General features: G+C 72.4%; 22 protein-coding genes, 2 tRNA genes and 1 pseudogene. 6 read left to right on the forward strand and 19 right to left on the reverse strand.

Annotation, left to right across the window (positions count from 1 at the left end):
• Positions 1-411: 411 nt before the first annotated feature.
• Positions 412-1,698, forward strand: coding sequence for a ferric reductase-like transmembrane domain-containing protein (locus CP982_RS15515; protein ID WP_229879559.1), 1,287 nt, complete (start codon positions 412-414; stop codon positions 1,696-1,698).
• A complete protein-coding gene (locus CP982_RS15520; RefSeq protein ID WP_150511087.1) occupies positions 1,695-3,281 on the forward strand; it encodes an NADH-quinone oxidoreductase subunit NuoF family protein in 1,587 nt (528 codons plus the stop codon). Before CP982_RS15515 ends, CP982_RS15520 begins: the two co-directional genes overlap by 4 nt.
• 62 nt (positions 3,282-3,343) lie before the next feature.
• On the opposite strand, the gene CP982_RS15525 is transcribed toward CP982_RS15520, so the two are convergent.
• Positions 3,344-3,416 (reverse strand) — tRNA-Ala (locus tag CP982_RS15525).
• Between the two features lie 113 nt (positions 3,417-3,529).
• On the opposite strand from CP982_RS15525, the gene CP982_RS15530 reads away from it, so the two are divergent.
• Positions 3,530-4,837 (forward strand): glycosyltransferase 87 family protein, encoded by a 1,308-nt coding sequence (locus tag CP982_RS15530; RefSeq protein ID WP_150511088.1) that lies wholly within the window; start codon positions 3,530-3,532, stop codon positions 4,835-4,837.
• On the opposite strand, the gene CP982_RS15535 is transcribed toward CP982_RS15530, so the two are convergent.
• From CP982_RS15535 to CP982_RS15540, 3 genes are all read right to left on the reverse strand, one after another.
• The gene (locus CP982_RS15535; RefSeq protein ID WP_016643127.1) at positions 4,806-5,039 is read right to left on the reverse strand and encodes a hypothetical protein; all 234 of its coding nucleotides are present in this window, start codon (positions 5,037-5,039) and stop codon (positions 4,806-4,808) included. The genes CP982_RS15530 and CP982_RS15535 overlap by 32 nt on opposite strands.
• Before the next feature lie 3 nt (positions 5,040-5,042).
• The gene (locus CP982_RS41730; protein ID WP_170316432.1) at positions 5,043-5,219 is read right to left on the reverse strand and encodes a hypothetical protein; all 177 of its coding nucleotides are present in this window, start codon (positions 5,217-5,219) and stop codon (positions 5,043-5,045) included.
• Between the two features lie 90 nt (positions 5,220-5,309).
• Positions 5,310-6,773 carry an MFS transporter gene (locus CP982_RS15540; protein ID WP_150511089.1) on the reverse strand — a complete coding sequence of 488 codons (1,464 nt, stop codon included), beginning with the start codon at positions 6,771-6,773 and terminating at the stop codon, positions 5,310-5,312.
• Between the two features lie 529 nt (positions 6,774-7,302).
• Here CP982_RS15540 and CP982_RS15545 point away from each other — a divergent pair.
• Positions 7,303-8,190, forward strand: a pseudogene (locus CP982_RS15545) (helix-turn-helix transcriptional regulator); the annotation flags it as partial.
• Positions 8,191-8,210: 20 nt separating this feature from the next.
• Here the strand turns inward: CP982_RS15545 and CP982_RS15550 are convergent.
• The 9 genes from CP982_RS15550 to CP982_RS15580 all read right to left on the reverse strand — a co-directional run bounded on the left by CP982_RS15550 (position 8,211) and on the right by CP982_RS15580 (position 15,231).
• Positions 8,211-8,283: transfer RNA gene (locus CP982_RS15550), tRNA-Ala, on the reverse strand.
• A gap of 105 nt (positions 8,284-8,388) precedes the next feature.
• On the reverse strand, positions 8,389-9,030 hold the full coding sequence (locus tag CP982_RS15555; RefSeq protein WP_150511090.1) for a histidine phosphatase family protein: 642 nt from the start codon (positions 9,028-9,030) through the stop codon (positions 8,389-8,391).
• Positions 9,027-9,485, reverse strand: coding sequence for a ribosome silencing factor (gene rsfS / locus CP982_RS15560; protein ID WP_030673956.1), 459 nt, complete (start codon positions 9,483-9,485; stop codon positions 9,027-9,029). The genes CP982_RS15555 and rsfS overlap by 4 nt, the downstream gene beginning before the upstream one ends.
• A gap of 203 nt (positions 9,486-9,688) precedes the next feature.
• Positions 9,689-11,443 (reverse strand): LCP family protein, encoded by a 1,755-nt coding sequence (locus tag CP982_RS15565; protein WP_150511091.1) that lies wholly within the window; start codon positions 11,441-11,443, stop codon positions 9,689-9,691.
• Positions 11,444-11,459: 16 nt separating this feature from the next.
• Positions 11,460-12,110, reverse strand: coding sequence for a nicotinate-nucleotide adenylyltransferase (nadD, locus tag CP982_RS15570; RefSeq protein WP_150511092.1), 651 nt, complete (start codon positions 12,108-12,110; stop codon positions 11,460-11,462).
• Positions 12,111-12,178: 68 nt separating this feature from the next.
• On the reverse strand, positions 12,179-12,343 hold the full coding sequence (locus CP982_RS41735) for a hypothetical protein (protein ID WP_030362624.1): 165 nt from the start codon (positions 12,341-12,343) through the stop codon (positions 12,179-12,181).
• 118 nt (positions 12,344-12,461) lie between these two features.
• Positions 12,462-12,617, reverse strand: a complete 156-nt coding sequence (locus tag CP982_RS41740; RefSeq protein ID WP_170316433.1) for a hypothetical protein — start codon at positions 12,615-12,617, stop codon at positions 12,462-12,464.
• Between the two features lie 73 nt (positions 12,618-12,690).
• Positions 12,691-13,929, reverse strand: coding sequence for an IS701 family transposase (locus CP982_RS15575; RefSeq protein ID WP_150515250.1), 1,239 nt, complete (start codon positions 13,927-13,929; stop codon positions 12,691-12,693).
• A gap of 153 nt (positions 13,930-14,082) precedes the next feature.
• Positions 14,083-15,231, reverse strand: a complete 1,149-nt coding sequence (locus tag CP982_RS15580; RefSeq protein ID WP_150515249.1) for a serine hydrolase domain-containing protein — start codon at positions 15,229-15,231, stop codon at positions 14,083-14,085.
• Between the two features lie 319 nt (positions 15,232-15,550).
• Between CP982_RS15580 and CP982_RS15585 the strand changes: the two genes are divergently transcribed.
• Positions 15,551-16,717, forward strand: coding sequence for a M48 family metallopeptidase (locus CP982_RS15585; RefSeq protein ID WP_150511093.1), 1,167 nt, complete (start codon positions 15,551-15,553; stop codon positions 16,715-16,717).
• Positions 16,718-16,744: 27 nt separating this feature from the next.
• Here CP982_RS15585 and CP982_RS15590 read toward each other — a convergent pair whose 3' ends face one another.
• The 5 genes from CP982_RS15590 to proB form a co-directional block, all read right to left on the reverse strand.
• The gene (locus tag CP982_RS15590; RefSeq protein ID WP_150511094.1) at positions 16,745-17,809 is read right to left on the reverse strand and encodes an SCO2583 family membrane protein; all 1,065 of its coding nucleotides are present in this window, start codon (positions 17,807-17,809) and stop codon (positions 16,745-16,747) included.
• A 121-nt stretch (positions 17,810-17,930) separates the two neighbouring features.
• Positions 17,931-18,566 carry an SCO2584 family spore wall biosynthesis protein gene (locus CP982_RS15595; RefSeq protein WP_150511095.1) on the reverse strand — a complete coding sequence of 212 codons (636 nt, stop codon included), beginning with the start codon at positions 18,564-18,566 and terminating at the stop codon, positions 17,931-17,933.
• A 102-nt stretch (positions 18,567-18,668) separates the two neighbouring features.
• A complete protein-coding gene (locus CP982_RS15600; protein ID WP_150511096.1) occupies positions 18,669-19,955 on the reverse strand; it encodes a glutamate-5-semialdehyde dehydrogenase in 1,287 nt (428 codons plus the stop codon).
• A 90-nt stretch (positions 19,956-20,045) separates the two neighbouring features.
• Positions 20,046-20,558 carry a hypothetical protein gene (locus CP982_RS15605; RefSeq protein WP_150511097.1) on the reverse strand — a complete coding sequence of 171 codons (513 nt, stop codon included), beginning with the start codon at positions 20,556-20,558 and terminating at the stop codon, positions 20,046-20,048.
• 199 nt (positions 20,559-20,757) lie between these two features.
• The gene (proB, locus tag CP982_RS15610; protein ID WP_150511098.1) at positions 20,758-21,864 is read right to left on the reverse strand and encodes a glutamate 5-kinase; all 1,107 of its coding nucleotides are present in this window, start codon (positions 21,862-21,864) and stop codon (positions 20,758-20,760) included.
• Between the two features lie 349 nt (positions 21,865-22,213).
• Here proB and CP982_RS15615 point away from each other — a divergent pair, with 349 nt between their 5' ends.
• Positions 22,214-24,295, forward strand: coding sequence for a hypothetical protein (locus tag CP982_RS15615; RefSeq protein ID WP_150511099.1), 2,082 nt, complete (start codon positions 22,214-22,216; stop codon positions 24,293-24,295).
• Between the two features lie 104 nt (positions 24,296-24,399).
• Here CP982_RS15615 and obgE read toward each other — a convergent pair whose 3' ends face one another.
• Positions 24,400-25,848, reverse strand: coding sequence for a GTPase ObgE (gene obgE, locus CP982_RS15620; RefSeq protein ID WP_150511100.1), 1,449 nt, complete (start codon positions 25,846-25,848; stop codon positions 24,400-24,402).
• Positions 25,849-25,876 lie beyond the last annotated feature (28 nt).

Consider the following 25,876-nt stretch of genomic DNA (forward strand, 5'->3'; position numbering starts at 1 on the left):
TCTGCCTGCGGAAACGGCCGTGCGGCCAAATAAAAATGCCCCTCACACAGGAGGGGACGCCGCGCCGATTCCGACCGCGCTCACTGGGCGGTCGGGACTGATCAGCGCGGCCCGCTAAGCAGAAGGCGTACGGCACGCATGGCGTCAGAGTACCGCAGCGCCCCGAGACGGGGCGACGCACTTCGGCCCACACCGGCCCGATCCGGACCGCGGTGCCGCGAGGAACCGGACCGCGGTGCCGCGAGGAAGCGGAGGCTCACCATTGGCCAAGGATTACTCCGCGTACCGCCCACTATCGGGGCAACACCAAGATCGAGTCGCGCTTTGATAACAACGCAATAACTCAAACCCCGTACCCGTCGGTATGGGGCGACTTAGCATGCGGCGACCGGACCATTTCGGAGTGCCCCCATGAACTCTCTGAACCCCCTGCACCCCCACCGCAAACGCTCCCGGAGCCCCGCGTCGACCGGCTCCCCCTCGTTCCGCGGGCCGGACAGAGCGGCCCGCGGCCTGCTGACCACGGCCGCGCTGCTCCTGATACCCCTGCTCGTGTTAGCGGGAGGCGACGGCTTCCGCGCCGCCCTCGACCACACCACCGGCGTCCTGTCCCTGGTCGCCCTGACCTCGTCCGTCGCCTGGGGCCTGGTGGCCTCGGACCGGCTCTTCCTCCGCTCCCGCCAGCGCCTGCTCGCCCAGGCCGTGCACCGGGCCACCGCGGTCGCCTCCGTCGGCTTCCTGCTGCTGCACGGCACCGTCAAGCTCGCGCTCGACCACGTGTCCGCGGTGGGCGCGCTCATCCCCTTCGGCCTCGGTGTGACCGGCGGCGACGGCTTGATCGGCCTGGGGTCGCTCGCCGGCCTCCTGATGGTCACCACCAGCGTCACCGGCGCGCTGCGCAGCGCCTTCGCCTCGCCGGTCCAGGTCGCCTCGCGGTGGCGCGCGCTGCACATGCTCGCCTACCCCGCCTGGTGCGCCGCCCTGATCCACGGCCTGTACGCGGGCCGCCCGCCGAAGCCGTGGGTCGTCGCCCTGTACTGCCTGTGCCTCGTCGCGGTCGCCGGGGCCATGGCGCTGCGCACGGCGCCGCGCCCGGTCAAGCGCAAGGTGGCCGCCCGGATCCTCGCCGTCCTCGAACCCGACGGCCGGGGAGCGCCCGGCCGCCCGCGCCGCCGCTCCCGGGAGGCCGTGCGGGACACCGGGACCGACCCGCTTCCCGGCACGGCCCCCGGCCGCCGCGGCGTCACGCCGGAGCCAGCCTCCGTCACCGGCATCGCCGCCGCCTACCGCGCCCTCGCCACCCTCTCCGAAGAGGGCGAGCCGGGCCTCCCACCAGCAGATCTCACCCCGGACCTCACGACGACCGAGGTCCTGCCCACCGTCGCGCCCCGCTGGCCCACCCCGTCACCCCCACCGCCCGCCGAGGCCCCCGGCCCCCCGTTCCCGTACGACTCCGTAGACCCCCGATACGACTCCGTAGACCCTCAAGACACACAACACGACTACGGAGACAGCCGGTTCGGTGCTGCCACCGGTCCTCAGCCCGCGTACCACCCGCCCGCGTACGACCCGCCGTACGACCCGCCGTGCGAGCCCGCGCGCGAAGGCGACGGGTCTGCCGAGCAACCCCTACTAGGCCCGTTCCAGGCACCCAGCACCGGTGAGCCCTGGAGCGCGCCCGCCGGAGGCAGCAAGTGAACGCGTCCCTGCCCGACGTCCCCGAAGTCCGCGTCGTCGGGCTCCCGCTACTGACCTCGGGGTTCGATCTGGTCGAGCGGCTCGACCTCGCCATGCACCTGAAGGTGCACGGCCCGCTGCGGCCCATCGCGGGCGAGCAGCTCGCCGGGCTCGCGGAGGCGATCGGCCTTCGCGGCCGCGGTGGCGCGGGCTTCCCGTTCGCCAAGAAGCTGCGGGCCGTCGCCGAGTCCGCGATCCGCCGCGGCATACGTCCCGTGGTCGTCGTCAACGGGAGCGAGGACGAGCCCGCCTGCCGCAAGGACACCGTCCTGATCAACCGCGCGCCGCATCTCATCCTGGACGGCGCCCTGCTCGCGGCCGAGGCCCTCGGCGCGCGCACCCTCGTCGTCGGGGTGACCCGCGACTCCACGGAGGCGTCGATGCGCGCCGCGCTGGACGAGCGGGGTCTGGGCGACCGGCGCGGATCGCGCCTTCGCGCGCGCGTGCAGCGCAACCCCGTGCGCATGGTGACCGGCGAGTCCTCCGCTCTCGTACGCTCCGCCGAGGGCGGTCCGCCGCTGCCGCCGGGGCGCAAGGTCCGCACCGCCGACTCCGGAGTGGGCGGCGCGCCCACCCTCCTGTCGAACGCGGAGACGTTCGCGCAGCTCGCCGTCGCCGCCCGGACCGGGGCGGACCGCTACCGCCGCACCGGACTGCGCGACGAGCCCGGCACCGTCCTGCTGACCCTCTCCGGGGCCGTCACGCGTCCGATGGTGGTGGAGGTCCCAACAGGTGTCCCCCTGCGGTACGTTCTGCAGCTCGCGGGCGCTCCCCCGCTGCCGCAGGGCGTCCTCACGGGCGGCTACCACGGCAAGTGGCTGGACGCGGTCGCCGCGCACGACGCCGTCGTCTCCCGTGCCGCCCTGGAGGCCTGTGGGGGCGCCCTGGGCGCGGGCGCGGTGCTGCCGATCGGCCCCGGCACCTGCCCGCTCGGCGAGTCCCTGCGCGTGGCGCACTGGCTGGCGGCCGAGAGCTCGGGCCAGTGCGGCCCCTGCTATCTGGGCCTGCCCGCCGCCGCGCGCGGTCTCGCGGACGTCCTGGACGGCGGCGGGCCGACCGCTCTGGAGGCGCTGCGCGAGGTGACGCGGGCGGTGAAGCGGCGCGGCGCCTGCAAGCACCCCGACGGCTCGGCGGCCTTCCTGGAGTCCACGATCGCGGCCTTCACGGACGACCTGGCGGCGCACGTCCTCGGGGACGGCTGCGGGCGCCCGGTCGAGGGCGTGCTGCCCCTCCAGGACGACGCGCCGCAGGGCGAGGCGCCGAGCGGCCGCAAGCTCGCCGTCGACTGGACGCTGTGCCAGGGCCACGGCCTGTGCGCCGACATCGTCCCCGAGCTGATCCAGCTGGGCCCCGACGGCTTCCCCGCGGTCGCGGAGGCCCCGGTGCCGCGCTACGCGGAAGCGCGCGCCCAGCGCGCCGTGCGGCGCTGTCCCGCGCTCGCCCTGCGCGTCGAGGAGGACCCGGCGGCTCCCGCCGCGCCCCGGACGCCGCCGTTGCTGCCGCGCGGGCGCGGGCGCCGCGCCCTGGGCAGCGGACGGCAGTAGGGCACCGGCAGGACGCAGAGAAGCGGGCCACCCGATCCGGGTGGCCCGCTCTCAATTCACTGTGGAGCTAAGGAGAATTGAACTCCTGACCTCTTGCATGCCATGCAAGCGCTCTACCAACTGAGCTATAGCCCCTTGCTGTGTTCCGCCCGGTTTCCCCGGCGGCTCCGCCAACATTACACGGTGGACCCCCTGGACCACCAAATCGTTTCCGTCCCGGCCAGACGAGGGCGTTACCGTCCGGCGTCGTGACCGTGCTCGTGTCCGTCGCCGCCCGCCGCCGCGTCCCCCTCGCCGCCGGGGTCTGCCTGTGCTCCTTCGTGGCCTTCTGGGCAGCTCAGCGCGGCGCCGACGTCTCGATGATCGACCTGATGGTCTACCGCGCGGAGGGCGCGACCGCGCGCGCGGGCGGTGACCTGTACGCACTGCGCGCGACCGAGGCGCACCTGCCCATGACGTACCCGCCGTTCGCCGCGCTGCTCTTCACGCCGCTGACCGTGCCGGACGTCGCGGACCTACGGGGGCTCGCGACGGCCGGGAACCTGCTCCTGCTGGTCGTCTTCGTCCGCCTGTGTCTACGGCTGATCGACGGGCAGGGGCACGCGCCCGTGGGCGGACGGCGAGGGCACGCGCGCGTAGAGACCGCTTTGTGGGTGTCGGCGATCGCCGTCTGGTCGGAGCCGGTGTGGACGACACTGCGCTACGGGCAGATCAATCTGCTCCTCGCGGTCCTGGTGCTGTGGGACCTGACCCGGCGCCCGGGCCACCGGTGGGCGGGGGCGGGCATCGGGGTGGCGGCGGCGATCAAGCTCACGCCCGCGCTGTTCGCGGTGTTCCTGCTGCTCGTCGGCGTCGTGGAGGCGGTACGGCGGGGCGGGCGGACGCCCGCCGTACGGCACGCGTGCGTGGCCACCGCGGCGTTCCTGGCGGCGACGCTGGCGGCCGCCGTGGTGTTGCCGGAGGACTCCCGGCGCTTCTGGACCCGCGTGGTCTTCGAGGCGGGCCGGGCCGGGCACCCGGAGCAGACGGCGAACCAGTCGCTGCGCGGCGTGCTCGCCCGGTTGCTGCACACCGAGGATCCCGGCTCGTGGTGGACGGCGGGTGCCGTGCTGGTGTGCGCGGGCGGCCTAGGGGTCGCGGTGGCCGCGGCGGTGCGCGGCGAGCGGGCCTGGGGCGCCGCTGCCTGCGCCGCGACGGCGCTGCTCGTCAGCCCCGTGTCGTGGTCGCACCACTGGGTGTGGTGCGTGCCGATGGCGCTGCTCCTGTGGACGCGCGCCGCGCACCGGGGCGGACCGGCGCGCCGGGCGGCCGCGGGCGGGCTCGTCGTGGCGTTCTGTTCGTACGCCCTGTGGTGGGTGCCGCATCGCCCGGGGCGGCCCGAACTCGACCAGAGCGCCGGTCAGATGGCGCTGTCGGCGGTGTATCCGCTGGCGGCCTTCGGCTTCCTCGCGGTGGCGGCGGCCGTCGCGCGGCGTGCGCCCCGCGGACGTACGGAGTGCCCGGAAGGCGCCTCCGGGGCCGCGCTCAGGCGGTGGCGAAGGAGTAGAAGCGTTTGAGGGTGCAGTGCTCGTCGAGCAGGCGGCCGTAGATCGGCTCCCCTTCGAGTTCGCGGTACGTCTCGATGGGATCGCCTTTTATGATCAGCGCCCGCGCGCACTCCTCGCACCAGTACTGGTAGTCCGGGTTCACCGGCTCCATGTCGCGGACGATCGGCGTACCGCTGCCGCACCAGTCGCACTTCCGCCTGTGTGCACCCATCGATCAGCTCCAGCTGTGGCCGCAGGCCGTGCACACGTAACTGACTCCGCCGTTGTCACCGAGGACTTGGGCGACGTGGGACGAACCGCAGGAAGGGCAGTTGAGGAGCGTGGCGTCGCCGGACCGTATCTTCGCCACTTCGGGGAGGCGGCCGGCCTCCTCGAGGATGCTCGCTGGCATCGCGCTCTCCCTCACGTCGGGTCACCGTCGGCGCAACTGGTGCAGTCCCCTTCCGGCCCCCCGAATTCTGCCACGAGCACGGCGAGCCGGTCAGCGACGCATACGTACCAGTCCGGACACGGCCCCGAGTGCGGCCACCGCGGCGAGCGCGTAGGTGCACACCAGGAGCGCGTCCGCCGAGGAGTACGCCCCTGGAGTCCCCTGCGACTCAAGCCGGCCGAGGAAAAGCGCGCCGAAGACCGAGACGCCCGTCACCTGGCCGAGCTGGGTGACGGTCGCGAGGAGGCCGCTGGCGTCCGCCGCGTCCTCGGGCCTGACCGTCGCCAACGCGCGCGTGAGGACCGGGCTGAAGCCGAGCGACATCCCGATGCCCGCGGCGACGAACGCCACGTACAGCCAGACGCCGACGTCGCGGCCGTCGCGCAGCAGCAGGCCCACGGCGAGGCTCGCCACCGCAGTGAGCGCGAACCCACCGGGCACAAGCGCCGGTTGGACGCTCCGAGGCCACCTCCGCCAGGTCAGGCCGACGACGCCGAAGAGCACGGCGGTCGGCGCGAACGTCAGCCCCGCGCGCAGCGCGCTGTAGCCGAGCCCGCCCTGCATATGGAGCGTGAGCACGAACAGGAAGCCCGCGTTGACCGCCATGATCGCGGCGAGCCGGAAGACGGCGCCGCCCATGCCCGGGGCACGCAGCAGGCGCGGCGAGATCAGCGGCGCACCGCCACGCCCTGCCAGGCGGGACTCGTAGCCGCAGAACAGGGCGAAGAGCACGGCGCAGGCGGCCAGACAGAGCCAGGTCCACAGCGGCCAGCCCTTCTGCTCGCCGAGGACCAGGGGCACGGTGAAGAGCGAGACGCTGGCGCCGAGCAGGACGAGGCCCGGCAGGTCGAGGCCGCGGGCGCGCCCGGCCGGTGGCGCGCTGTCGGCCGGCAGGACGCGGGCCGCGAGGGCCAGCAGGACCACCCCGACGGGCACGTTCACGAGGAACACCGGACGCCAGCCGGCGCCGAACAGGTCGGCGCTGACCAGGACGCCGCCGAGCACCTGCCCGGCCGCGGCCCCCGTGGCGAGCACCGCCGAGTACGCGCCGAGGGCACGCACCCGGGCCTCGCCGGTGAAGGTGCGCTGGATGAGGCTCAGGACCTGCGGGATCAGGAGCGCGGAGCCCGCGCCCTGGGCGAGGCGGAACGCGATCAGCTGCCCGGTGCTCTGGCTCAGCCCGCAGGCCAGCGACGCGACGGTGAACAGGGCGAGCCCGGCGAGGTAGACGCGCCGGTGCCCGAGCCGCTCGCCGAGCCGGGCGCCGGTGATCAGCAGGACGGCGTACGTGATGGTGTAGCCCGCGATCACGAGCTGAAGACCGGCCCCGGAAGCATGCAGGTCGGTACGGATCGTGGGCGCCGCGACGTTGACGATGAACACGTCGAGCAGCGCCATGAACTGGGCCGCGAGCACGGCCGCGAGGACGCGTCCCGGGCGATTGTCAGTGCCGGGGGCTTTACTGGACGCGGGAGTTGAGACCGGGCTCGGTACCGATGGGCTGGTGGTCGTCATGCGCATGAGCATGGCGACGGCTCGGTACAGGTAGTGAGAGCCCGCGGATGCTGGTACTGACAGCACCTGGCACGGGGCGGGCCGGGCGTCGACGATGGGGGACGTGGCGATGGGGGACGTGACGATGGACGCGACAGCGATGGATGTGGCGGCGGTGGGCCCGACGCCGGTGGACACGATGACGGTAGACACAACGCCGGTAGACACGAAGCCGGTGGACACGAAGCACAGGGCACGACCGCGCACGGCGCCGGGCAGTGCGCATCCGGGGCCCGCGCCCCGCCGAGTGCCCCCGAGCCGCGCGCCCGGCCCCACGACCCCGGCCACCGAGCCGGAGAGCACCACACAGGAGAACACCGCGCCGCAGAACACCGCACCGGAGCCCCCCGGCGTCCGCGGTGCAGGGCGTCCGACCGGTGCCGCACGGGGGTCGGCCACCGGTCGGACGCCCCGCACGGCGGACGCCCCGGGCGCTCCCGCGCCCGCCCCCGTCTCCCCGAAAGCCCCCGCGAGCCCGACCGCGGCGGCGCGGCGGCGGCCCGAGCTCGCCGCCTTCCTGCGCGGCCGCAGGGCCCGGGTCACCCCGGCCGACGTGGGCATGCCGCCGGGCCCGCGCCGCCGCACGCCCGGCCTTCGCCGCGAGGAGGTCGCCCAGCTCTCCGGCGTCGGCGTGACCTGGTACACGTGGCTGGAGCAGGGCCGCCCCATCAACGCCTCCGCGCAGGTCCTGGACGCCGTCGCCCGCACCCTGCGCCTGGACCGGGCGGAGCGCGAGCACCTGTACCACCTGGCCGAGGTGCCGTACGCGGTGCGGCACGAGGCGGCCGCGGAGGCGGTCGGCGCCGAGATCCAGGGCCTCATCGACGCCCTGGACCCGCACCCGGCCGTGGTCTACAACACGCGGTACGACATCCTCGCCACGAACCCGGCCTACCGGGACCTGTTCCTGGTCCCGGAGACAGAGGCCATAGGCGTGCCGAACGTCCTGTGGACCCTGTTCGTGGTGCCCAGGAGCGACTGCCCGCTGGTCTTCCGGGACTCGGAGCTGCCGGTGATGGTGGCGACGCTGCGCGGCGCGTACGGACGACACGTGGGCGAGCCCGCCTGGGAGGAGTTCGTCCGCGGGCTCTCCCTGGCCAGCCAGGAGTTCGCGGACCTGTGGGCGAGCGGGAACGTCATACCCCCGGGCCCGCGCGTGAAGACGTTCCGCCACACGGCGGTCGGTGAGCTGCGGATGACGTCGGTATCGCTGTCGATCAACGGCATGCCGGAGTGCAGGATCGTGGCCTACACCCCGGACGACGAGGAGACCCGCCAGGGAGTGGCCCGGCTCCGGGAGCTGCGACGCGCGGAGGCCGACCAGGAGGAGGCGACATCCCGGGAGCCGGAGAAGACAGCAAAAAGTCCCGCCCCCTGACGGGGACGGGACCGGGACTGTGGAGCTAAGGAGAATCGAACTCCTGACCTCTTGCATGCCATGCAAGCGCTCTACCAACTGAGCTATAGCCCCTTGCGTTCTTCCCGCTCCGCGGTGCGAACAAGAAGAACTTTAGCCTGCCACCTGCCCAAACGCGAAATCCGTGCTCGGGCCCGCCACAAGGGCGTGACCTGCGGGCTAGTCGTCGTCGCCGAGCACGGGCTCGGGCAGCGTGCCCGCGTTGTGCTCGAGGAGGCGCCAGCCGCGGGCGCCCCGGCCGAGGACGGACCAGCAGCAGTTGGAGAGCCCGCCCAGGCTTTCCCAGTGGTGCGACTCCAGGCCTAGGAGGCGGCCGATGGTCGTACGGATCGTGCCGCCGTGGCTGGCCACGACGAGCGTGCCGTTCTCCGGCAGCTTCTCGGCGTGCCGCAGCACGATGGGGGCGGCCCGGTCGGCGACCTCGGTCTCCAGCTCGCCGCCGCCGCGCCGCACCGGCTCGCCGCGCTTCCACGCGGCGTACTGCTCGCCGAAGCGGTCGATGATCTCCTCGTGGGTGAGGCCCTGCCACTCCCCCGCGTACGTCTCGCGCAGGCCCTCGTCGTGCGTGACGTCGAGGCCCGTGACGGCGGCCAGCTCGGCGGCCGTCGCGGCGGCCCGCTTGAGGTCGGAGGCGATGATCGCGTCCGGCTTCAGCGAGGCGAGAAGCCGGGCGGCGCGCCGGGCCTGGGCGGCGCCGGCCTCGGTCAGCTCGATGTCCGTGGTGCCCTGGAAGCGGCGCTCCAGGTTCCAGGACGTCTGGCCGTGCCGCCACAGGATGATGCGGCAGCCCGGAGCGGTCACCGCACCTCACCACCGAGGTGACGCATCTCCTCGGCCTCCTCCGCGGCCTGCTCGAGCTTGGCGTGCTCCGCGGCCTTGCCGCGGGTGGCCTTGGCGTCGGCGGGCAGCTCGATCTCGGGGCAGTCCTTCCACAGGCGCTCGAGGGCGTAGAACACGCGCTCCTCGCTGTGCTGGACGTGCACCACGATGTCGACGTAGTCGAGGAGGATCCAGCGGGCGTCGCGGTCGCCCTCGCGGCGCACCGGCTTGGCGCCGAGCTCCTTGTTCAGGCGCTCCTCGATCTCGTCGACGATCGACTTGACCTGGCGGTCGTTGGGCGCCGATGCGAGCAGGAAGGCGTCTGTGATCGACAGCACGTCGCTGACGTCGTACGCGATGATGTCGTGCGCGAGCTTGTCGGCGGCCGCCTGGGCGGCGACGGTGATGAGCTCGGTGGAGCGGTCCGTGGCGGTCACTAGAGAGCTTTCCTTCAGACGGGCAATACCCGTCAAGGGTCTCACGGACTGCGGACGGCTCCCCAGACGATTATTCGATCACCCTGGGAGCCGGGCGGAACGGACGCCGCCGCCGGCTCCCCGGGAGGCCCTGCCGGCGGCCTCACCGGCGCGGCGGCCCCGGCGACACCGGCGCGGCCAGGCAGCCAGACAGCCGGACGGCCTCAGCGGCTCTTGTAGTCCTGGCCCAGCACCACGGACACCTCCGCGTTCGAACCCGAGTCGCCCTTGCGGACGGCGCTCGCGGGCAGGCCCAGGGTCTTGGCGACCTCCGCCGCCTCCTGCTTCTTCTCCGCGTCACCGTAGGTGACCTGGGACGACGTGGCGGGCGCCGAGCCGGTGCCGCCGTCGACGAAGGTGTAGCCGCCGTTGACGAGGGCGATGCGGGCGCTCTCGGTCGCGGTCTTGGTGCCGGTGGCGTTCTTCACGCCGACGCGGACCGCCGCGCCCTGCTCCGGGCTCTTCACGACGCCGCCGAGCACGTCCTTGACCACGCCGGCGCCGGCCTTCTCGGTCAGCGTGCCGTCCTGCCGCACCGGCAGGAGCGCGGTCGCGTAGTCGCCGCCCTTGGCGCGGTCGGCGAGCTTGGCGAGGAAGCTGCCGAGGTCCTTCTCCTTCAGGGACGGGTCGAGGATCTGCGCGAGCGACTGCACGGTGACCGTGGCGGCCTGCGGGTCGGACGACAGCTTGCGCAGCACGCCCTGCATGACCTGGCCGAACCGCGTCAGCTGCGCGTTCTCGCCCTCGCCGGGCGCGCGGTAGGTGGCGTAGGCGACGGCCATCGGCCCGCTCAGGGTCTGCTGCTCGCCCTTCTTGACCAGCGGCGCCTCGCCCTTGCGCTTGGCCTTGGGGTCCGGCACGTCGACGTTCGTGTCGATGTCGATGTTGCCGACGAGTTCGACGAGGTTGTTGAGGTAGGGGGTGTCGAGGCGCCAGGTGCCCTCGACCTTCGTGCCGAGCAGCGTGTCCAGCTCTTCGCGCGTGCCGGTCGAGCCGTCGTCGTCGACGGACTTGCCGAGCGTGGTCGTGGTGCCGTCGTCGCTGGTCAGGGCAAGGGAATTGGGCAGCAGGACGGCGGAGCCGCGCTGGGTGGTGGTGTTGTTCACCAGGAGCACGGTGGAGGTGCCGCCGCGCTTGGTGTTGTGCAGGTGCACGACGACGACGTCGCGCTTCTGCGGTCCCGCCGCGGCCGCGCCGCCGGACTTGTCGTCCGACTGGCCGGGCAGCTTGCCCGCGGTCCACAGATAGCCGACGCCGCCGACGAGGGCGAGCGCGAGCACGACGACAAGCGCGACGACCCGTGAGCGGCCGCGCCGCTTGGCCTCCTCGCGCCGCTCGGTGCGGCTCTCGGTGAACTTCAGCCAGTCGATGACGTCTTCGGAGTCCTCGTCGGGCTCCTCGATGAAGGAGAACTGCTCGGTGCGGTACTCGCGGGGCTCGTCGGTGTCGTGCGCCTCGGCACCGGCGCGCTCGTCCGGCGCCGCCTCCGGCCCGGCGGGATAGGCCTGCTGCGGCACCTGCGGCGGCTGTTGCTGTTGTTGCTGCTGCTGCGGAATCCAGCCGGTCTGCTCCCCCGTGCCGTAACCGGCGCCGCCTCCGTGGGAGGCACCGCCGCCCTGGGAGGCACCGGTGTCGTACGAAGTTCCGGTGGCGTACGCGTCGTACGCCTGCGGATACGCGGAAGCGGCGGGCTGCTGCCCCGCCCCCTGGACGTACGGGTCGTACCCGTACGTCTGTTGCGACGGGGCCTCGGCCTGGGAGGACTGCGCGGCGTACGTGTCGTACGCAGGGGCAGCCGCCTGCCGGGGCACCAGTTGGTAGACCGGCCGCCCGTACTCGTCGTACCCGACGACCTCGTACTGAGCCGCCGCGTCACCCTCGTACTCGCCGCCGTACGGGTCGTACTGTCGGTCGTTCACCGGTGCCCCTCTCGGCTCACTCGCCGCGGTACAGCTCGCGCTTGTCGATATAACGCACCACGCCGTCCGGCACCAGGTACCAGACGGGCTCCCCCTTGGCGACCCGTGAGCGGCAGTCCGTGGAGGAGATCGCGAGGGCGGGCACCTCCACCAGCGAGACGCCGCCCTCGGGCAGGCCGGGGTCGGCGAGGGTGTGGCCGGGGCGGGTGACGCCGATGAAGTGAGCCAGCGAGAACAGCTCTTCGGTGTCCCGCCAGGTGAGGATCTGACCGAGCGCGTCGGCGCCCGTGATGAAGAACAGGTCCGTATCGGGGTTGAGGCGGCGCAGATCGCGCAGGGTGTCCGTGGTGTAGGTGGGACCGCCGCGGTCGATGTCGATGCGGCTGACCGAGAACTGCGGGTTCTCGGCGGTCGCGATGACCGTCATCAGATAGCGGTCCTCGGCGGGCGAGACCTGCTTGTGGCTCTTCTGCCACGGCTGCCCGGTCGGTACGAACACGACCTCGTCGAGGTGGAACTGGGCGGCGACCTCACTGGCCGCCACCAGGTGTCCGTGGTGGATCGGGTCGAACGTTCCACCCATGACGCCCAGGCGGCGCTTGGCGGCGCTCGCCGGGCCTGTGCCAGGTCCGCCCTGCGGGCCGGTCGACATGTCCTGCTCTCCCATGCGTGCAGACACTACCGGCCCCGCCGGGCGACCCGGGTTTCAGCCGTACGGCCCCGGGCCGCGGCGGCTCAGCGGTCGCGGTTGAAGCGCGTGGTGATCCACAGGAGCAGGAGCAGCACGACGAGGGCGCCGCCGCCGGTGACGTAGGGGCTGATGCTCGCGTGCTCGTCGGTGTGCTCGCCGCCTTCGGAGGCGAGAGTGACCAGCTGGGCGGCGGTGCTGTGGAGGCTCATCGTCAGCAGGACCTATCCGGTGTGGGATCGGGGTAAAGACTTGGGCACATCGTATGCGGGGCGCTCGCGCGCGACCACGCCGCCCTGCCGGGGTCTCCCCGAGCCCCGCCCGACGGGCTCAGTCCTTCCGGTAGCCCCGCAGCAGCAGCCAGCCCACCAGGACGCAGCCGATGACCATCACGATCAGCACGACGCGGAGCAGGTTGCCCGGGCCCTGCTTGTCGGCCGCATGGGCGGCCAGGGTGAGGGCGTCGGCGGGAGAGATGTGCTCCATGGCGTATGGCTCCTTCTGTGCGCTGCCCCGCCACGGTATCTCCGCCTAGTACTCCAGCCGTAGATCGTGATCTTCATGTCTGATTCGCGGCTTGTCTTCGGTAATGGCTGGCGCGGGCTCGGGCCTGATGACGGCGTCGCCAGGCTGACCAGCTGAGCCGGTGGGCCACATCGTGCACATGGTGGGCGACGAGCATCGTGAACAGTCGCTGGATCTCGTTGCAGGTGAGCGGGATCAGCCCGTCCGGGGCGGGATGGCGGGTGTGTTCGTCGGCGCGCACGACGGCGAGGAAGGCATGGGCGAGCATGGCCAGGGTGACCCAGCGAGACCACGAGGTGAAGCGGCGGAGTTGGTGCTCGTCCAGTCCGGCCAGGCCCTTCCCAGCCTGGAAGGTCTCTTCCACCCGCCATCGTGACCCGGCGACGCGGACGAGTGTGGCCAGGGGCACCGGGGCCGGCGAGAAGCAGCGGTAGTAAGCGTGTTCACCGGTGGTGCGGTTGCGGCGGATCAGCAGCCGGTGACTGCCTGGCCGGGGCTCGGCCAGGTCGATGACGGCCCAGTCGTAGAAGCGGTGCCCCTTGGCGCCGACGCCTGCCGACAGCTTCTGCCAGGCCCGCTTCGGGACCTTCGCGGCCAGGGCGTCCGCGCGGAACTTTCCCGCACCGGTGGTCACTTCGGCTGAGCAGGCGACGGCGAGCACGTAGCCGACTTTGCGCTCTTCCAGGGTGGACCGCAGCTTGGGGTTGCCGCCGTAGACTTCGTCGCCTGCGACCCAGCCCACGCGGTGCCCGGCGTCGAGGAACCGGCCGATCATGCGGGCGGCCAGTTCCGGCTTGGTCGCGAAGACGGTGTCCTCGCCCAGGCCCGCGGCCCGGCAGCGGTCCGGATCGCACGTCCACGAGCGCGGGATGTACAGCTCACGGTCCACCGCCGCGTGCCCGTGCAGTCCCGCGTAGACGAGGTAGACGGCGACCTGGGCGTTTTCGATCCTGCCGGCGGTGCCGGTGTACTGGCGCTGGACGGCGACGGTGTGCGTGCCCTTCTTCACATCGCCGGTCTCGTCGACCACCAGCACCGCATCCTCGTCGTGCAGATGCTCCAGCACGTACTCGCGCACGTCATCACGCACGCGGTCGGCATCCCACCTGGCCCGGCCGAGCAGGTGCTGCATGCCGTCCGGACTCGGCTCCCCGGCCCACTCGGCGATCGACCAGCAGTTCTTGCGCGGCAGCTCCGACAGCAGCCCCTGCACGAAGGCCCTCAACCGGCGCCGGGGCTCAACCCGCGCGAACCGGCCCGCTATCCGACCCATCAGGACCTCGAACTCCTCCTGCCAGCGGGCAGGGTCTACGCCGTGACCCACGGCCACCGCATAATCTTCAGTCTTCACACACCGATGATCAGCGGTGGCCGCGACCTTCCCGCAGTCTGTCCACCAGCAAGAGCGCGTACCACGGCTGGAGTACTAGGAGCGGGTCCGGCACAGTTCCCGACCCATGAGTGTGGTCATGGCCTGCTGGGTGTCCTGGCCGCCGTCACTGGTGACGTACACCACGGCGGTCCGGGTCCCGTCTCGGGTGGCGCCACCCCAGGTGACATAGCCGAGGAGTTCGCCCCGGTGGCCGAAGTAGCTGCCGCCACAGGGCAACGGAATCTCGGCAAGACCGAGTCCATACCTCACGCCCAGCTCGGGCGCGGGCATGGTGGTCGTCATCTCGTCGAGCTGCGCCGGAGCCAGCAGACGGCCGCCGAGCAGCGCGGCATAGAACCGGTTCAGGTCGTGTGCGGTGCTGATGATCGAGCCGGAGCCGACGGCCATACTCGGATTGAGGGTCGTGACGTCGATGCTCCTGTCGGTGCCGAACGCGGCGTAGCCCCGGGCGTTGGGACCCAGGATGAACGGGAAGGTGTCGGGCGTCGTCGTGTCCGTCAGGCTCAGTGGACGGATGATCCGGTCGTGCACCTCCGTTGCCCAACTACGGCCGGTGACCTTATGGATGATCATGGCGGCGATGGTGTAGTTGGTGTTGGAGTACGACCAGCCACGGCCCGGCGGGAAGTCGGGTCGGTTCCGCATCGCCCGCTCCACCAACTCCTCGGCGGTGTAGGTGCGATACCGCTCGGCCCGATAGCCGTTTGCGCTGTTCAACGCGGGAATCTCCGGCTTGACGTCAGGGATGCCGCTGGTGTGCTGCAGCAGCTGCCGTACGGTGATTTGGCTGCCGTCGTTGCCGTTGCCCCGGACCACTCCCGGCAGCCACTGCTCGACGGTGTCTTCCAGGGACATTCGCCCCTCGCCGACGAGTTGCAGCACGACCGTGGCGGTTAAGGTCTTGGTGGCACTGCCGATCCGGAACCTGCCGTCCCGCGGCATCGGCCTCCCTGTGTTCATCGCGGCCGTCCCGGCGTACGCGCTGTCGCGTGCGTCCGGTGACGCCACCTCGGCGTGCACACCGACGGCCCCGGTGTGGTGGATCGCCTCCACCTGCCATTTGAGCGGATCGGCCGGCCGCGGCTTCGCCGCCGCCGTGGGCGCGGTCGATGCGACGAGGACGGCTGTAGCCAGGCTGGTCAGGACGAGCAGGCCTCGCCGACGCCTTCTTAACCCATGCATGGCGACCCCTTCTGTGTTCAGGTTGCGCGCGTTCAGGGACCGCTCAAGCTGTGGCCCGAGACTGCGTCGCCCCCGAATGCGGCGGTCGGCGACCATCCCACCAGCGGAGGGGGGATCGGCCCATCCGGCTTCCCCCCTGACGTACCGATGCGCTGTCGTCAGGGTGGTGTCGGGGGTTACCCCCCGTAAGGATGCTGAGGCTTTCCCCGGCCGGCCCCGACCAGCAAGATCACGATCTACGGCTGGAGTACTAGGCTGGGGAGCGTCTCGGGGGCACGACTGCGGACACGACAGGCGGACACGACATGGGGGATGCGGCATGACCAACGGCAACCACGACGGCGCGGACCACGGGGACAGCGGGCAGGAGAGCGTGCCCAGCCGACAGCGCAGGCGCTTCCCCGGCATCTCGTCCCGGGCGTACGAGCACCCGGCGGACCGCTCGGCCCTGGTGGCCCTGCGCAAGCTCACCGGGTTCGACACGGTCTTCAAGGCGCTCAGCGGGCTGCTCCCGGAGCGCAGCCTGAGGCTGCTGTTCCTCTCGGACTCCGTGCGCGTGTCCGACGCCCAGTTCGCGCACCTCAACGACATGCTGCGGGACGCCTGTTACATCCTGGACCTGGAGAAGGTCCCGCCGATGTACGTCACGCAGGACCCGAAGCCGAACGCGATGTGCATCGGCCTCGACGAGCCGATCATCGTGGTCACCACCGGCCTGGTCGAGCTGCTCGACGAGGAGGAGATGCGCGCGGTCGTCGGCCACGAGGTGGGCCACGCCCTGTCGGGCCACTCCGTGTACCGCACGATCCTGCTGTTCCTGACGAACCTCGCCCTGAAGGTCGCGTGGATCCCGCTCGGCAATGTGGCGATCATGGCGATCGTGACCGCGCTGCGCGAGTGGTTCCGCAAGTCGGAGCTGTCCGCGGACCGCGCGGGCCTGCTCGTGGGCCAGGACATCCAGGCGTCCATGCGCGGCCTGATGAAGATCGCGGGCGGCAACCACCTGCACGAGATGAACGTGGACGCGTTCCTGGAGCAGGCCGAGGAGTACGAGGCGGGAGGCGACCTGCGCGACTCCGTCCTGAAGATCCTGAACGTGCTGCCGCGCTCCCACCCCTTCACCACCGTGCGCGCCGCCGAGCTGAAGAAGTGGGCCGCGACCCGCGACTACCAGCGCATCATGGACGGCCACTACCCGCGCCGCCAGGAGGACAAGGACACCTCCGTCAGCGACTCCTTCCGGCAGTCGGCGTCGTCGTACGCGGACAACGTGCGCAACAGCAAGGACCCGCTGATGAAGCTGGTATCGGACATCGCGGGCGGCGCGGGCGACCTCGGCGGGAAGCTGCGCGGCCGCTTCACCGGGCAGGGCGGCGGCTCATCCGACCGCTCCGGCGAAGGCCGCGAAGGCGGCGGAGACGGGACCGGGAGCGGGAGCGGCAACGGGTCCTCCGGCGGGCCCTCCGACGGCTCCGGCGGGAAGTAGGCCCGGCCGCGCGCCGAAGCCCCGGGGCTACAGCCTGGGCTCGGCCGCCCCCGCGAGGGACCCGCACAGCGCCGTCGTCTGCCCCGTCGCGAACGGGTCGGTGCCCGCGGGGCCGCCGGGACCCGCCTTCTGGCCCGCGAGCAGCGGCCGCAGCCGGTGCGTGGTGTCGGCCGCGCAGCTGAGCGGCCCGGCCTGGACGTGCGACACGAGCAGCTCGGCCTGGTGCATGCGCAGGTCGTCGCGGTCGAAGCGGAAGTGCAGCTCGCGGCGGACGGTGAACAGCGAGGCGCGCGCGTGGCTCCCGGCGCCCGCGGGCCGCAGCGCGTAGACGAAGGTGTGGTCGGAGGCCACTTCGAGGGTCTCCTTGTCGGTCTCGCCGGCGCGCAGCGAGCCGTGCACGCGCACGCCCGGGTCGGCGAGCGCGGCCCGCGCCGGGTCGAACCGCACCAGCCAGCCGGTGGGCGCGTGCCGCCCGTCGGCGGCGGGGTGCCTGAAACTGCGGTCGAACTGGTCGAGTTGGGCGGGGTCGAGCAGCACCCGGGCGGAGCGCACGGCACGGCCGCTGAGCACGTCCGGGTCGAGCGAGGACTCGACGAGGTAATCCTTGGCGGTGGCGAGCGCGGCGACGACCTGGTCCTCGGAGAAGTGCGCGGTGCGGCGGGCGGCGGGCAGGGCGATGCCGCTGGCGCCGACGCCGAACTGCGCGGCCGGGCTCTTCGCGAACAGGTCGGCGATCTTCTCGGTGCCGGGCACGCGGCCCTGCGGGGCGAGCGGGATGACGGTCATGCGCAGCGGCTCGGGGCGGCGCCCGGCAGGGGTCTCGTACGGGTGGCGCACGCCCATGTAGACGGCGGTGCCGAAGGCGACGGCGATGAGGACGACGAGGATCACCACTTGCCGGGAGAGCCGTCGGTGGGGGTTCGGCCTGCGGCGGACGGCGCGCGCGTGGTCGCCCATGCGCTCGCGCGCGGAGAACTCCTGTAATCGCGCAGCGCGTACGAACGACTCGTCGAAGACGACGGATCGGTACTCGTCCTCACCTCCGGGAGCGCCCTCGGGTGTCCCCGCAGGTGGTTCTCCTGGCCCGCCCATACCTTCAGGGTAGGTCTCCGGGACGCGCGGTAAACGCCCTGGTACACGACAAGTTCTGACAACTCTTCACGTGCCGCGTCAACGCGTTCGCCGAGCTCGCGCGGGGGTTCGCGGGACGGTGTCAGGGCGTGCGCGGCTCCGCCGGTACGGCGGGCTGGCCGAACTCCGCCGACGCGGAGGGGCCGCCGGTCTCGCCCGCGCCCCTGGTCTGCTCGACCTCGGTGGTCGCGGGCGGGGGTATGCGGTCCTGGCGGCCCGACGACGCGCCCCGGTACACCGCGGCGAAGGCGAAGGCCACCATGCCTATGCCCATCAGGAGGGCGAGCATCCAGGCGACGGGGCGGTGCCAGCGGACCCTGGCGCCGCGCCGGCCGTAGCGCCCGCGGCCGTCCTCCAGGAGCTCCGCTTCGTCGAGGTCGTCGAACTCGTCGAACTCGTCGGCGTCACGGCCGGGGCCGAAGGCGCCGTCGTCCGGGCCGTATCCGTCGTAGGCGTGGTCGTCGAAGTCGTCGTCCGCGGCTTCCCGCCCGTCGGCGCCGGAGCGGCGGGCGCGGCCGCGGCGGGCCTCGGCCTCGGCGCGGGCCTGGGCGGCGGCCAGGAGGCGCTCCACGGCGGTGGGTTCGTGGATCCGCGCGGCCCGCACGAACTCCTCGTCGAAGACCACGGAGGCGAACTCGTCGTCCGCACCCCCGTGGTCGCGGTCGTCGTCGGGCTCCCCGCCGCCCGGAAGCGGCGTGCCCCCCACGTCCTCCGGCACGCGTCCAGCGTAGACCTGGGGGGTGGATTTGGGCAGACGGAAAGGGAATTCAGGGGTTGTGACCCCGAACGCCCCCGCCCGTCGGCCGGGCGCGGGGACGCCTCAGCGCACGTGTCCGTCGCCGGTCACGATGTACTTCGTCGAGGTCAGTTCCGGAAGGCCCATCGGACCGCGCGCGTGCAGCTTCTGCGTGGAGATGCCGATCTCGGCGCCGAAGCCGAACTGGCCGCCGTCGGTGAACCGGGTGGAGGCGTTCACGGCGACCGTCGTGGAGTCCACGAGCTGGGTGAAGCGGCGGGCGGCCTGCTGCGAGGTGGTGACGATGGCCTCGGTGTGCCCGGAGGTCCACAGGCGGATGTGCTCCACGGCCTGCTCCAGGGAGTCGACGACCGCGGCCGCGATGTCGTACGAGAGGTACTCGGTCTCCCAGTCCTCCGCGGTCGCCGGTACGACGGTGGCCTTCGAGCCGGGGGCGTGGGCCTGGACGCGCTCGTCGGCGTGCACGGTCACGCCCGCGTCGGCCAGGGCGTCCAGGGCGCGCGGCAGGAAGGCGTCGGCGATGTCCGCGTGCACGAGGAGGGTCTCGGCGGCGTTGCAGACGCTGACGCGCTGGGCCTTGGAGTTGATCAGGATCTCGACGGCCGTGTCGAGGTCGGCGTCCTTGTCCACGTAGACGTGGCAGTTGCCGGTGCCGGTCTCGATGACGGGGACGGTGGACTCCTCGACGACGGTCTTGATCAGCGAGGCGCCGCCGCGCGGGATCAGCACGTCGACGAGGCCGCGGGCGCGCATCAGCTCGCGGACGGATTCGCGGCTCTCGCCGGGCACGAGCTGAACGGCGTCGGCGGGGAGCCCGGCGCCCCCGACGGCGTCGCGCACCACGCGCACCAGCGCGGTGTTGGAGGCGTACGCGGAGGACGAACCGCGCAGCAGCACCGCGTTGCCGGACTTCAGGCAGAGGGTCGCGGCGTCCACGGTGACGTTCGGGCGGGCCTCGTAGATGATGCCGACGACGCCGAGGGGGACGCGGACCTGGCGCAGGTCGATGCCGTTGGGCAGCGTGGAGCCGCGCACGACCTCGCCAACGGGGTCGGGCAGCGCGACGACGTCCCGCACGTCGGCGGCGATGGCCCGTACGCGCTCGGGCGTGAGCGTGAGCCGGTCGACGATCGCCTCGCTGGTCCCGGCCGCGCGGGCGCGCTCGACGTCCTCGGCGTTGGCCTCGACGATCTCCGCCGTGCGCACTTCGAGGGCGTCGGCGATGGCGAGCAGCGCGTCGTCCTTCGCGGCCCGCGGCAGCGGCGCGAGCTGCGCGGCGGCGGCCCGGGCGCGGTAGGCGGCCTGGGCGACCGGGGTCATGTTGTCGTACGGCGAGAGCGGCGCGGTCATGGGGGCAGGGTAACCGCGCGTCCCGGGCCGTCCAGCCGGTATCCCACTCCGCGAGACATGGCCGGTAATGACCAGTGGGCGTAACCCCGCCTAGAAGGGGTGGACGCCGACCGGTGTCGCGGGCAGCGGCCCGTACCCCTCCGCGATCCGCTGGTGATAGGTGTCGCGGTCGATCACTTCGAGGCCGACGATCTCCCAGGGGGGAAGCCGTGCGGTCTGCCGGTGCTCGCCCCACAGGCGCAGCGCGACCGCCGCGGCGTCGTGCAGGTCGCGGGCCTCTTCCCAGTAGCGGATCTCCGCGTGGTCGTGCGCGTACCGGCTGGTCAGCAGAAAGGGGTGGTCGTGGGCGAGCTGTTCGAGGCCCCGCCTGACCTCCTGGAGCGGGGTCCTGGCACCGGAGACGCTGAGGGTCACGTGCCACAGGCGCGGCGCCTCGGCGCGCTCGCCGCCCGTGTCGCCGGGGCTCTCGTCCGGCTGCCGCGCGGCCGGCTCCCGGCCTTGGCCCTCGCCCGCGTCCTCGGCGTACGTCGCCCCCGCGGCGACGCTCGTCAGGGCGCGCTCAGCCGACCCGCGGGACGCCGCCCCTGGGCGCACTCGTCTCACGACGGCCTCCTTCAACCAGTCCTCATGCGGATACGCAACGGTCGTTACGCAACGGTCGTGCGGAACTGCCTTGTCACAAAGTTGAGCAGGACAAGCGGTCCCTCGGGGCGATTTTCCGGAGTTTCCCCTCGGGCGGGCCGGTCCGGGGAAGGCGTTCGCGCCTGTTTTCGGCCTGTTTTCCGCTGGTGCCGGTGGGGTCTCAGGGGTGCAGGACCACCAGGTCGTCCCGGTGGATCACTTCGCGCTCGTACGCGGGGCCGAGCTCGCGGGCCAGCTCGCGCGTGGAGCGGCCGAGGAGCCGGGGCAGCTCCTTGGCGTCGAAGTTCACCAGGCCGCGGGCGACGGCATGCCCGGCGGGGTCCCGCAGCTCCACCGGGTCGCCCGCGATGAAGTCGCCCTCGACGGCCGCGATGCCCGCGGGCAGGAGCGACTTGCGGGCCTCCACGACCGCGCGGACGGCCCCGTCGTCGAGCGAGAGGGCGCCCCGGGGCGCGGAGGCGTGCTGGAGCCACAGCAGGCGGTCCGCCGAGCGCCGCCCGGTGGCGTGGAAGTACGTGCCCGTGTCCCGGCCCGCGAGGGCGTCGGACGCGTGGCTCGCGGAGGTCAGGACGACGGGGATGCCCGCGGCCGCGGCGATCCGGGCGGCCTCGACCTTGGTGACCATGCCGCCGGTGCCGACGCCCGCCTTGCCCGCGCTGCCGATCTTGACGTGCGCGATGTCGGCGGGGCCGCGCACCTCGCCGATGCGCGCCGTGCCCTCGGCCGCGGGGTCGCCGTCGTACAGGCCGTCGACGTCCGAGAGCAGCACGAGCAGGTCGGCGCGGACGAGGTGGGCGACGAGGGCGGCGAGCCGGTCGTTGTCGCCGAAGCGGATCTCGTCGGTCGCGACCGTGTCGTTCTCGTTGACGATCGGCAGGGCGCCCATGGCGAGGAGCTTGTCGAGGGTGCGCGAGGCGTTGCGGTGGTGGGCGCGGCGACTGGTGTCGTCGGTGGTGAGCAGGATCTGCCCGACGCGGATGCCGAAGCGCGCGAAGGAGGCCGTGTAGCGGGCCACGAGCAGGCCCTGGCCGACGCTGGCCGCGGCCTGCTGGCGGGCCAGGTCCTTGGGCCGCCGGCGAAGGCCGAGCGGCGCGAGCCCGGCCGCGATGGCACCGGAGGACACGAGCACGATCTCGCGCTCCCCGCCGCTGCGGTGCTTGGCCAAGACGTCGACGAGCGCGTCAACGCGGTCCGCGTCGAGGCCCCCCGAAGCGGTGGTCAGCGAGGAGGACCCCACCTTGACGACGACCCGGTGAGCCTCTGCCACGCCCTGCCTAGTCACGCGCTTCCCCAAATGATCCCGGTGCTGCTGGCCCTGCGAATCTACGCGAAGACCGGGGCCCGGCGCCCCGGCATTCCCGGCCGGTGGACCGCGCGGGGTCGGCAAGCGGCCACACAGAGGGATTCCGGCCCGTGCACCCTGTGACCTTTGCCCCTATATGCGGTGATGAGCGTCACGGAAGATTGCTACGGAGGTACCCGGCGTCATACGGTCAGGGGTCTTCCTCTTATCCGGATGAGTGACGAGCCTCGTCTGTAGCAGGCCCTGCCCGCACGTCCGGACTCCAGTACCGCCCCCGCCCTGTCCGACCGCCCCCCGCCAGGAGCTCAAGCCCGTGCCCTCCGCCGGACTCGCCAACCGCCGCATCGTGCAGCTCACCGCGCTGCTGACGATGTTCGCACTCTTCGCGGCTCAGCTCGCCACCGCGCTGATCCCGTACGTCCCGGTGTTCATCGCCGCCTCCGCGGCGAACCTCGCGCTCGACATCTACCTGCAGTACAAGCAGCCGGGGCTGCTCTCGCTGCTCGGCAAGGTCCGCTTCGACGTCATCGTCCGGCAGCTGCTGCGGGACATGCTGATCCTGGTCGGCCTGCTGCGCATCGACGGCATCGAGCCGCTCGCCGAGCAGTCGCCGCTGACCATCGCGCTGCTCGTCTTCTTCGCGCTGCACTTCACCTGCACGGCCACCGCCGTCATGGTCCGCCGCAGCCGTCAGCTGCCGGTGATCACGCGGAACATCGACGCGTCCGCGCTGCACCTCACCGCCGCGCCGCCGCGCCTCCTTGCCCGCCAGCACGCACGCCGCCTGCTCCTGTTCTCGGTGCCGACGACCCTGGGCCTGCTGCTCACGGCGGCCACCACCGACGCGTACTGGGGCGGCATCGGCCTCGGCATCTCCCTGATGCTCCTGGGCGGCAGCGTCGCCTACCTCGCGACCTGGCTGTTCCCCAAGAAGCGCGCCAAGAACGCCGAGGCGGTCATGGCGTGGCTGGACCAGTGGCTGGCCGAGTACCAGCCGACGGTCGGCATGTACTTCTCCGGCGGCACCACGTCCGCGTACCAGGCCAACATGTGGCTCTCCACGCTCTCGCAGCTCGACGGCAACCCGCTGATCGTGCTCCGCGAGCGCTTCATGGTCCAGAAGATCGACTCCACGGACGTGCCGATCATCTGCTTCCCGAAGGTCGCCACGATGTTCTCCCTGGAGCAGTCGACCCTGAAGATGCTCCTGCACCCGGCGAACGCCGCGAAGACCTCGCAGGTCCTGCGCATCCCGTCGATCAAGCACGCCTTCATCAACCACGGCGAGAGCGACAAGCTGTCCTCCTGCAACCCGTACGCGAAGGCGTACGACGAGGTGTGGGTCGCGGGTCCCGCCGCGCGCGAGCGCTACCAGCTCGCCGACATCGGCGTGGACGACAAGGACGTCGTCGAGGTCGGCCGTCCGCAGCTGTCCCCGATCCGCCCGTACGCGGGCGCGCCCACCGGGACGCACACGACCGTCCTGTACGCGCCGACCTGGGAGGGCTGGGACGGCAACCCCGGCAACACCTCGGTCATCCTCGCGGGCGAGAACATCGTCCGGCACCTGCTCGCCGACCCCGGCGTGCGCCTGATCTACAAGCCGCACCCGATGACCGGCTCCCAGATCCCGGCCGCGGGCGCCGCCAACGAGCGCATCAAGGCCATGATCCGCGAGGCCAACGCCCAGCGCTCCGGCGCCCGGCCCGGCCCCGAGGCCGACGCCGAGCTGGTCCGCCGCACCGAGGAGCTGAACCTCCTCACGGCGAAGAAGTTCCGCAAGGGCGCGGACGAACAGGAGCGCATGATGCTCCAGGGCAAGCCGGACGGCGACGTCCGCGCCGCGATCATCGAGGCGACCCTCGCCTGGGAGACCGCGTACTGGGCGGCCCTGCCGGAGTGGGAGCACCAGATCATCACCGAGTCGCGGCCGGCGATCTTCTCCTGCTTCAACCAGGCCGACGTGCTCATCAGCGACGTCTCGTCGGTCGTGTCCGACTGGCTGAGCAGCGAGAAGCCGTACGCGGTGGCCAACACGACCGGCCTCAGCGAGGCCGACTTCCGCTCCGGCTTCCCGACGGTGCGGGCCGCGGCCATCCTGTCACCCGAGGCCGAGGGCGTGCCCGCGCTCCTGGCCGCCGTGCGCGACCCTCGCCTCGACGTGCACGCAGAGGCGCGGGCCGAGCTCAAGGAGCACCTGCTCGGTCCTTCCGACCCGCCCTCCCTCGTCCGCTTCAACGCGGCCGCGGTGGAGCTGTGCGCCAAGTCCGAGGCGCGGCGCGTGCGCGCCGCCGCCCGGGTCGCGGCGGAGATTCCCGCGCAGCGCGAGGAGGCCGCGGAGGAGGCTGCCGCCGAGGCCGCCGAAGCCGCCGCGGAGGAGCTGGAGTCCGCGTAGCCGCAGACGGTACGACGAAGGGGCCCGGAGCGAGTGAATCGCTCCGGGCCCCTTCGCTTGCCCCGCGCCTCCTGACCGCCCGGCCAGGAGGCGCCGGGTACGGCTTAGAACGGGTTGAAGTCGTCGAACTCGCGCTCCGACTCGTCGCGCTCCGCGTCGCGGTCGCGGCGGCGCTGGGCCGCGGGGCGCGGGGCCTCGAAGCGGTGGTCCTCGCCGCGGCGGCCGAGCATCTCGGCGCCCGCCGACATCGACGGCTCCCAGTCGAAGACGACGGCGTCGTCCTCGGGGCCGATGGCGACGCCGTCGCCCGCGCGGGCGCCCGCCTTCATCAGCTTGTCCTCGACGCCGAGGCGGTTGAGCCGGTCGGCGAGGTAGCCGACGGCCTCGTCGTTGTTGAAGTCGGTCTGGCGGACCCAGCGCTCCGGCTTCTCGCCGCGGACGCGGTACAGGGGCGCCCCCTCGTCGTCCTCGCGCGTCACGGTGAAGCCCGCGTCGTCGACGGCCTTGGGCCGGATGACGATGCGCGTGGCCTCCTCCTGGGGCTTGGCGGCCCGCGCCTCGGCGACGAACTCGGCGAGCGCGTACGACAGCTCCTTGAGGCCCTTGTGGGCGACCGCGGAGACCTCGAAGACGCGGTAGCCGCGCTCCTCCAGGTCGGGCCGGACCATGTCGGCGAGGTCCTGGCCGTCGGGGATGTCGACCTTGTTGAGGACGACGAGCCGGGGCCGGTTCTCCAGGCCCGCGCCGTACTGGCGCAGCTCGGCCTCGATCACGTCCAGGTCGGAGACCGGGTCGCGGTCCGACTCCAGGGTCGCGGTGTCCAGGACGTGCACGAGCACGCTGCACCGCTCGACGTGGCGCAGGAACTCCAGGCCGAGGCCCTTGCCCTGGCTGGCGCCGGGGATGAGGCCGGGCACGTCGGCGATGGTGTAGACGGTGGAGCCCGCGGTGACGACGCCGAGGTTCGGCACGAGCGTCGTGAACGGGTAGTCCGCGATCTTCGGCTTGGCGGCGGACAGGACCGAGATCAGCGAGGACTTGCCCGCGCTCGGGTAGCCCACGAGCGCCACGTCGGCGACGGTCTTGAGCTCCAGGACCACGTCGCCCGCGTCGCCGGGCTCGCCGAGCAGCGCGAAGCCGGGCGCCTTGCGCCGGGCGGAGGCGAGCGCCGCGTTGCCGAGGCCGCCGCGGCCGCCCTGGGCGGCGACGTAGGAGGTGCCGTGGCCGACCAGGTCCGCCAGGACGTTGCCCTCGCGGTCCAGGACGACCGTGCCGTCCGGCACCGGCAGGACCAGGTCCTGGCCGTCCTTGCCGGAGCGGTTGCCGCCCTCGCCGGGCTTGCCGTTGGTGGCCTTGCGGTGCGGGCTGTGGTGGTAGTCGAGCAACGTGGTGACCGACTGGTCGACGACCAGGATCACATCGCCGCCACGGCCGCCGTTGCCGCCGTCCGGGCCGCCGAGCGGCTTGAACTTCTCACGGTGGACGGAGGCACAGCCGTGGCCTCCGTTACCCGCGGCGACGTGCAGCTCGACGCGGTCCACGAAGGTGGTCATGGTTCGGTGCCTCCAGAAACGTACGGGG

Origin of the sequence: Streptomyces spectabilis (assembly GCF_008704795.1) — a bacterium.
Taxonomy (GTDB): Bacteria; Actinomycetota; Actinomycetes; order Streptomycetales; family Streptomycetaceae; genus Streptomyces; species Streptomyces spectabilis.

Bases quoted from the DNA above. Each gene is read 5' to 3' on its own strand.
- CP982_RS15515 (WP_229879559.1), top strand. From the start codon at position 412: ATGAACTCTCTGAACCCCCTGCACCCCCACCGCAAACGCTCCCGGAGC.
- CP982_RS15535 (WP_016643127.1), bottom strand. From the start codon at position 5,039: ATGGGTGCACACAGGCGGAAGTGCGACTGGTGCGGCAGCGGTACGCCG.
- CP982_RS41730 (WP_170316432.1), bottom strand. From the start codon at position 5,219: ATGCCAGCGAGCATCCTCGAGGAGGCCGGCCGCCTCCCCGAAGTGGCG.
- CP982_RS15540 (WP_150511089.1), bottom strand. From the start codon at position 6,773: ATGACGACCACCAGCCCATCGGTACCGAGCCCGGTCTCAACTCCCGCG.
- nadD (WP_150511092.1), bottom strand. From the start codon at position 12,110: ATGGGAGAGCAGGACATGTCGACCGGCCCGCAGGGCGGACCTGGCACA.
- CP982_RS41735 (WP_030362624.1), bottom strand. From the start codon at position 12,343: ATGAGCCTCCACAGCACCGCCGCCCAGCTGGTCACTCTCGCCTCCGAA.
- CP982_RS41740 (WP_170316433.1), bottom strand. From the start codon at position 12,617: ATGGAGCACATCTCTCCCGCCGACGCCCTCACCCTGGCCGCCCATGCG.
- CP982_RS15575 (WP_150515250.1), bottom strand. From the start codon at position 13,929: ATGGGTCGGATAGCGGGCCGGTTCGCGCGGGTTGAGCCCCGGCGCCGG.
- CP982_RS15580 (WP_150515249.1), bottom strand. From the start codon at position 15,231: ATGCATGGGTTAAGAAGGCGTCGGCGAGGCCTGCTCGTCCTGACCAGC.
- CP982_RS15585 (WP_150511093.1), top strand. From the start codon at position 15,551: ATGACCAACGGCAACCACGACGGCGCGGACCACGGGGACAGCGGGCAG.
- CP982_RS15590 (WP_150511094.1), bottom strand. From the start codon at position 17,809: ATGGGCGGGCCAGGAGAACCACCTGCGGGGACACCCGAGGGCGCTCCC.
- CP982_RS15600 (WP_150511096.1), bottom strand. From the start codon at position 19,955: ATGACCGCGCCGCTCTCGCCGTACGACAACATGACCCCGGTCGCCCAG.
- obgE (WP_150511100.1), bottom strand. From the start codon at position 25,848: ATGACCACCTTCGTGGACCGCGTCGAGCTGCACGTCGCCGCGGGTAAC.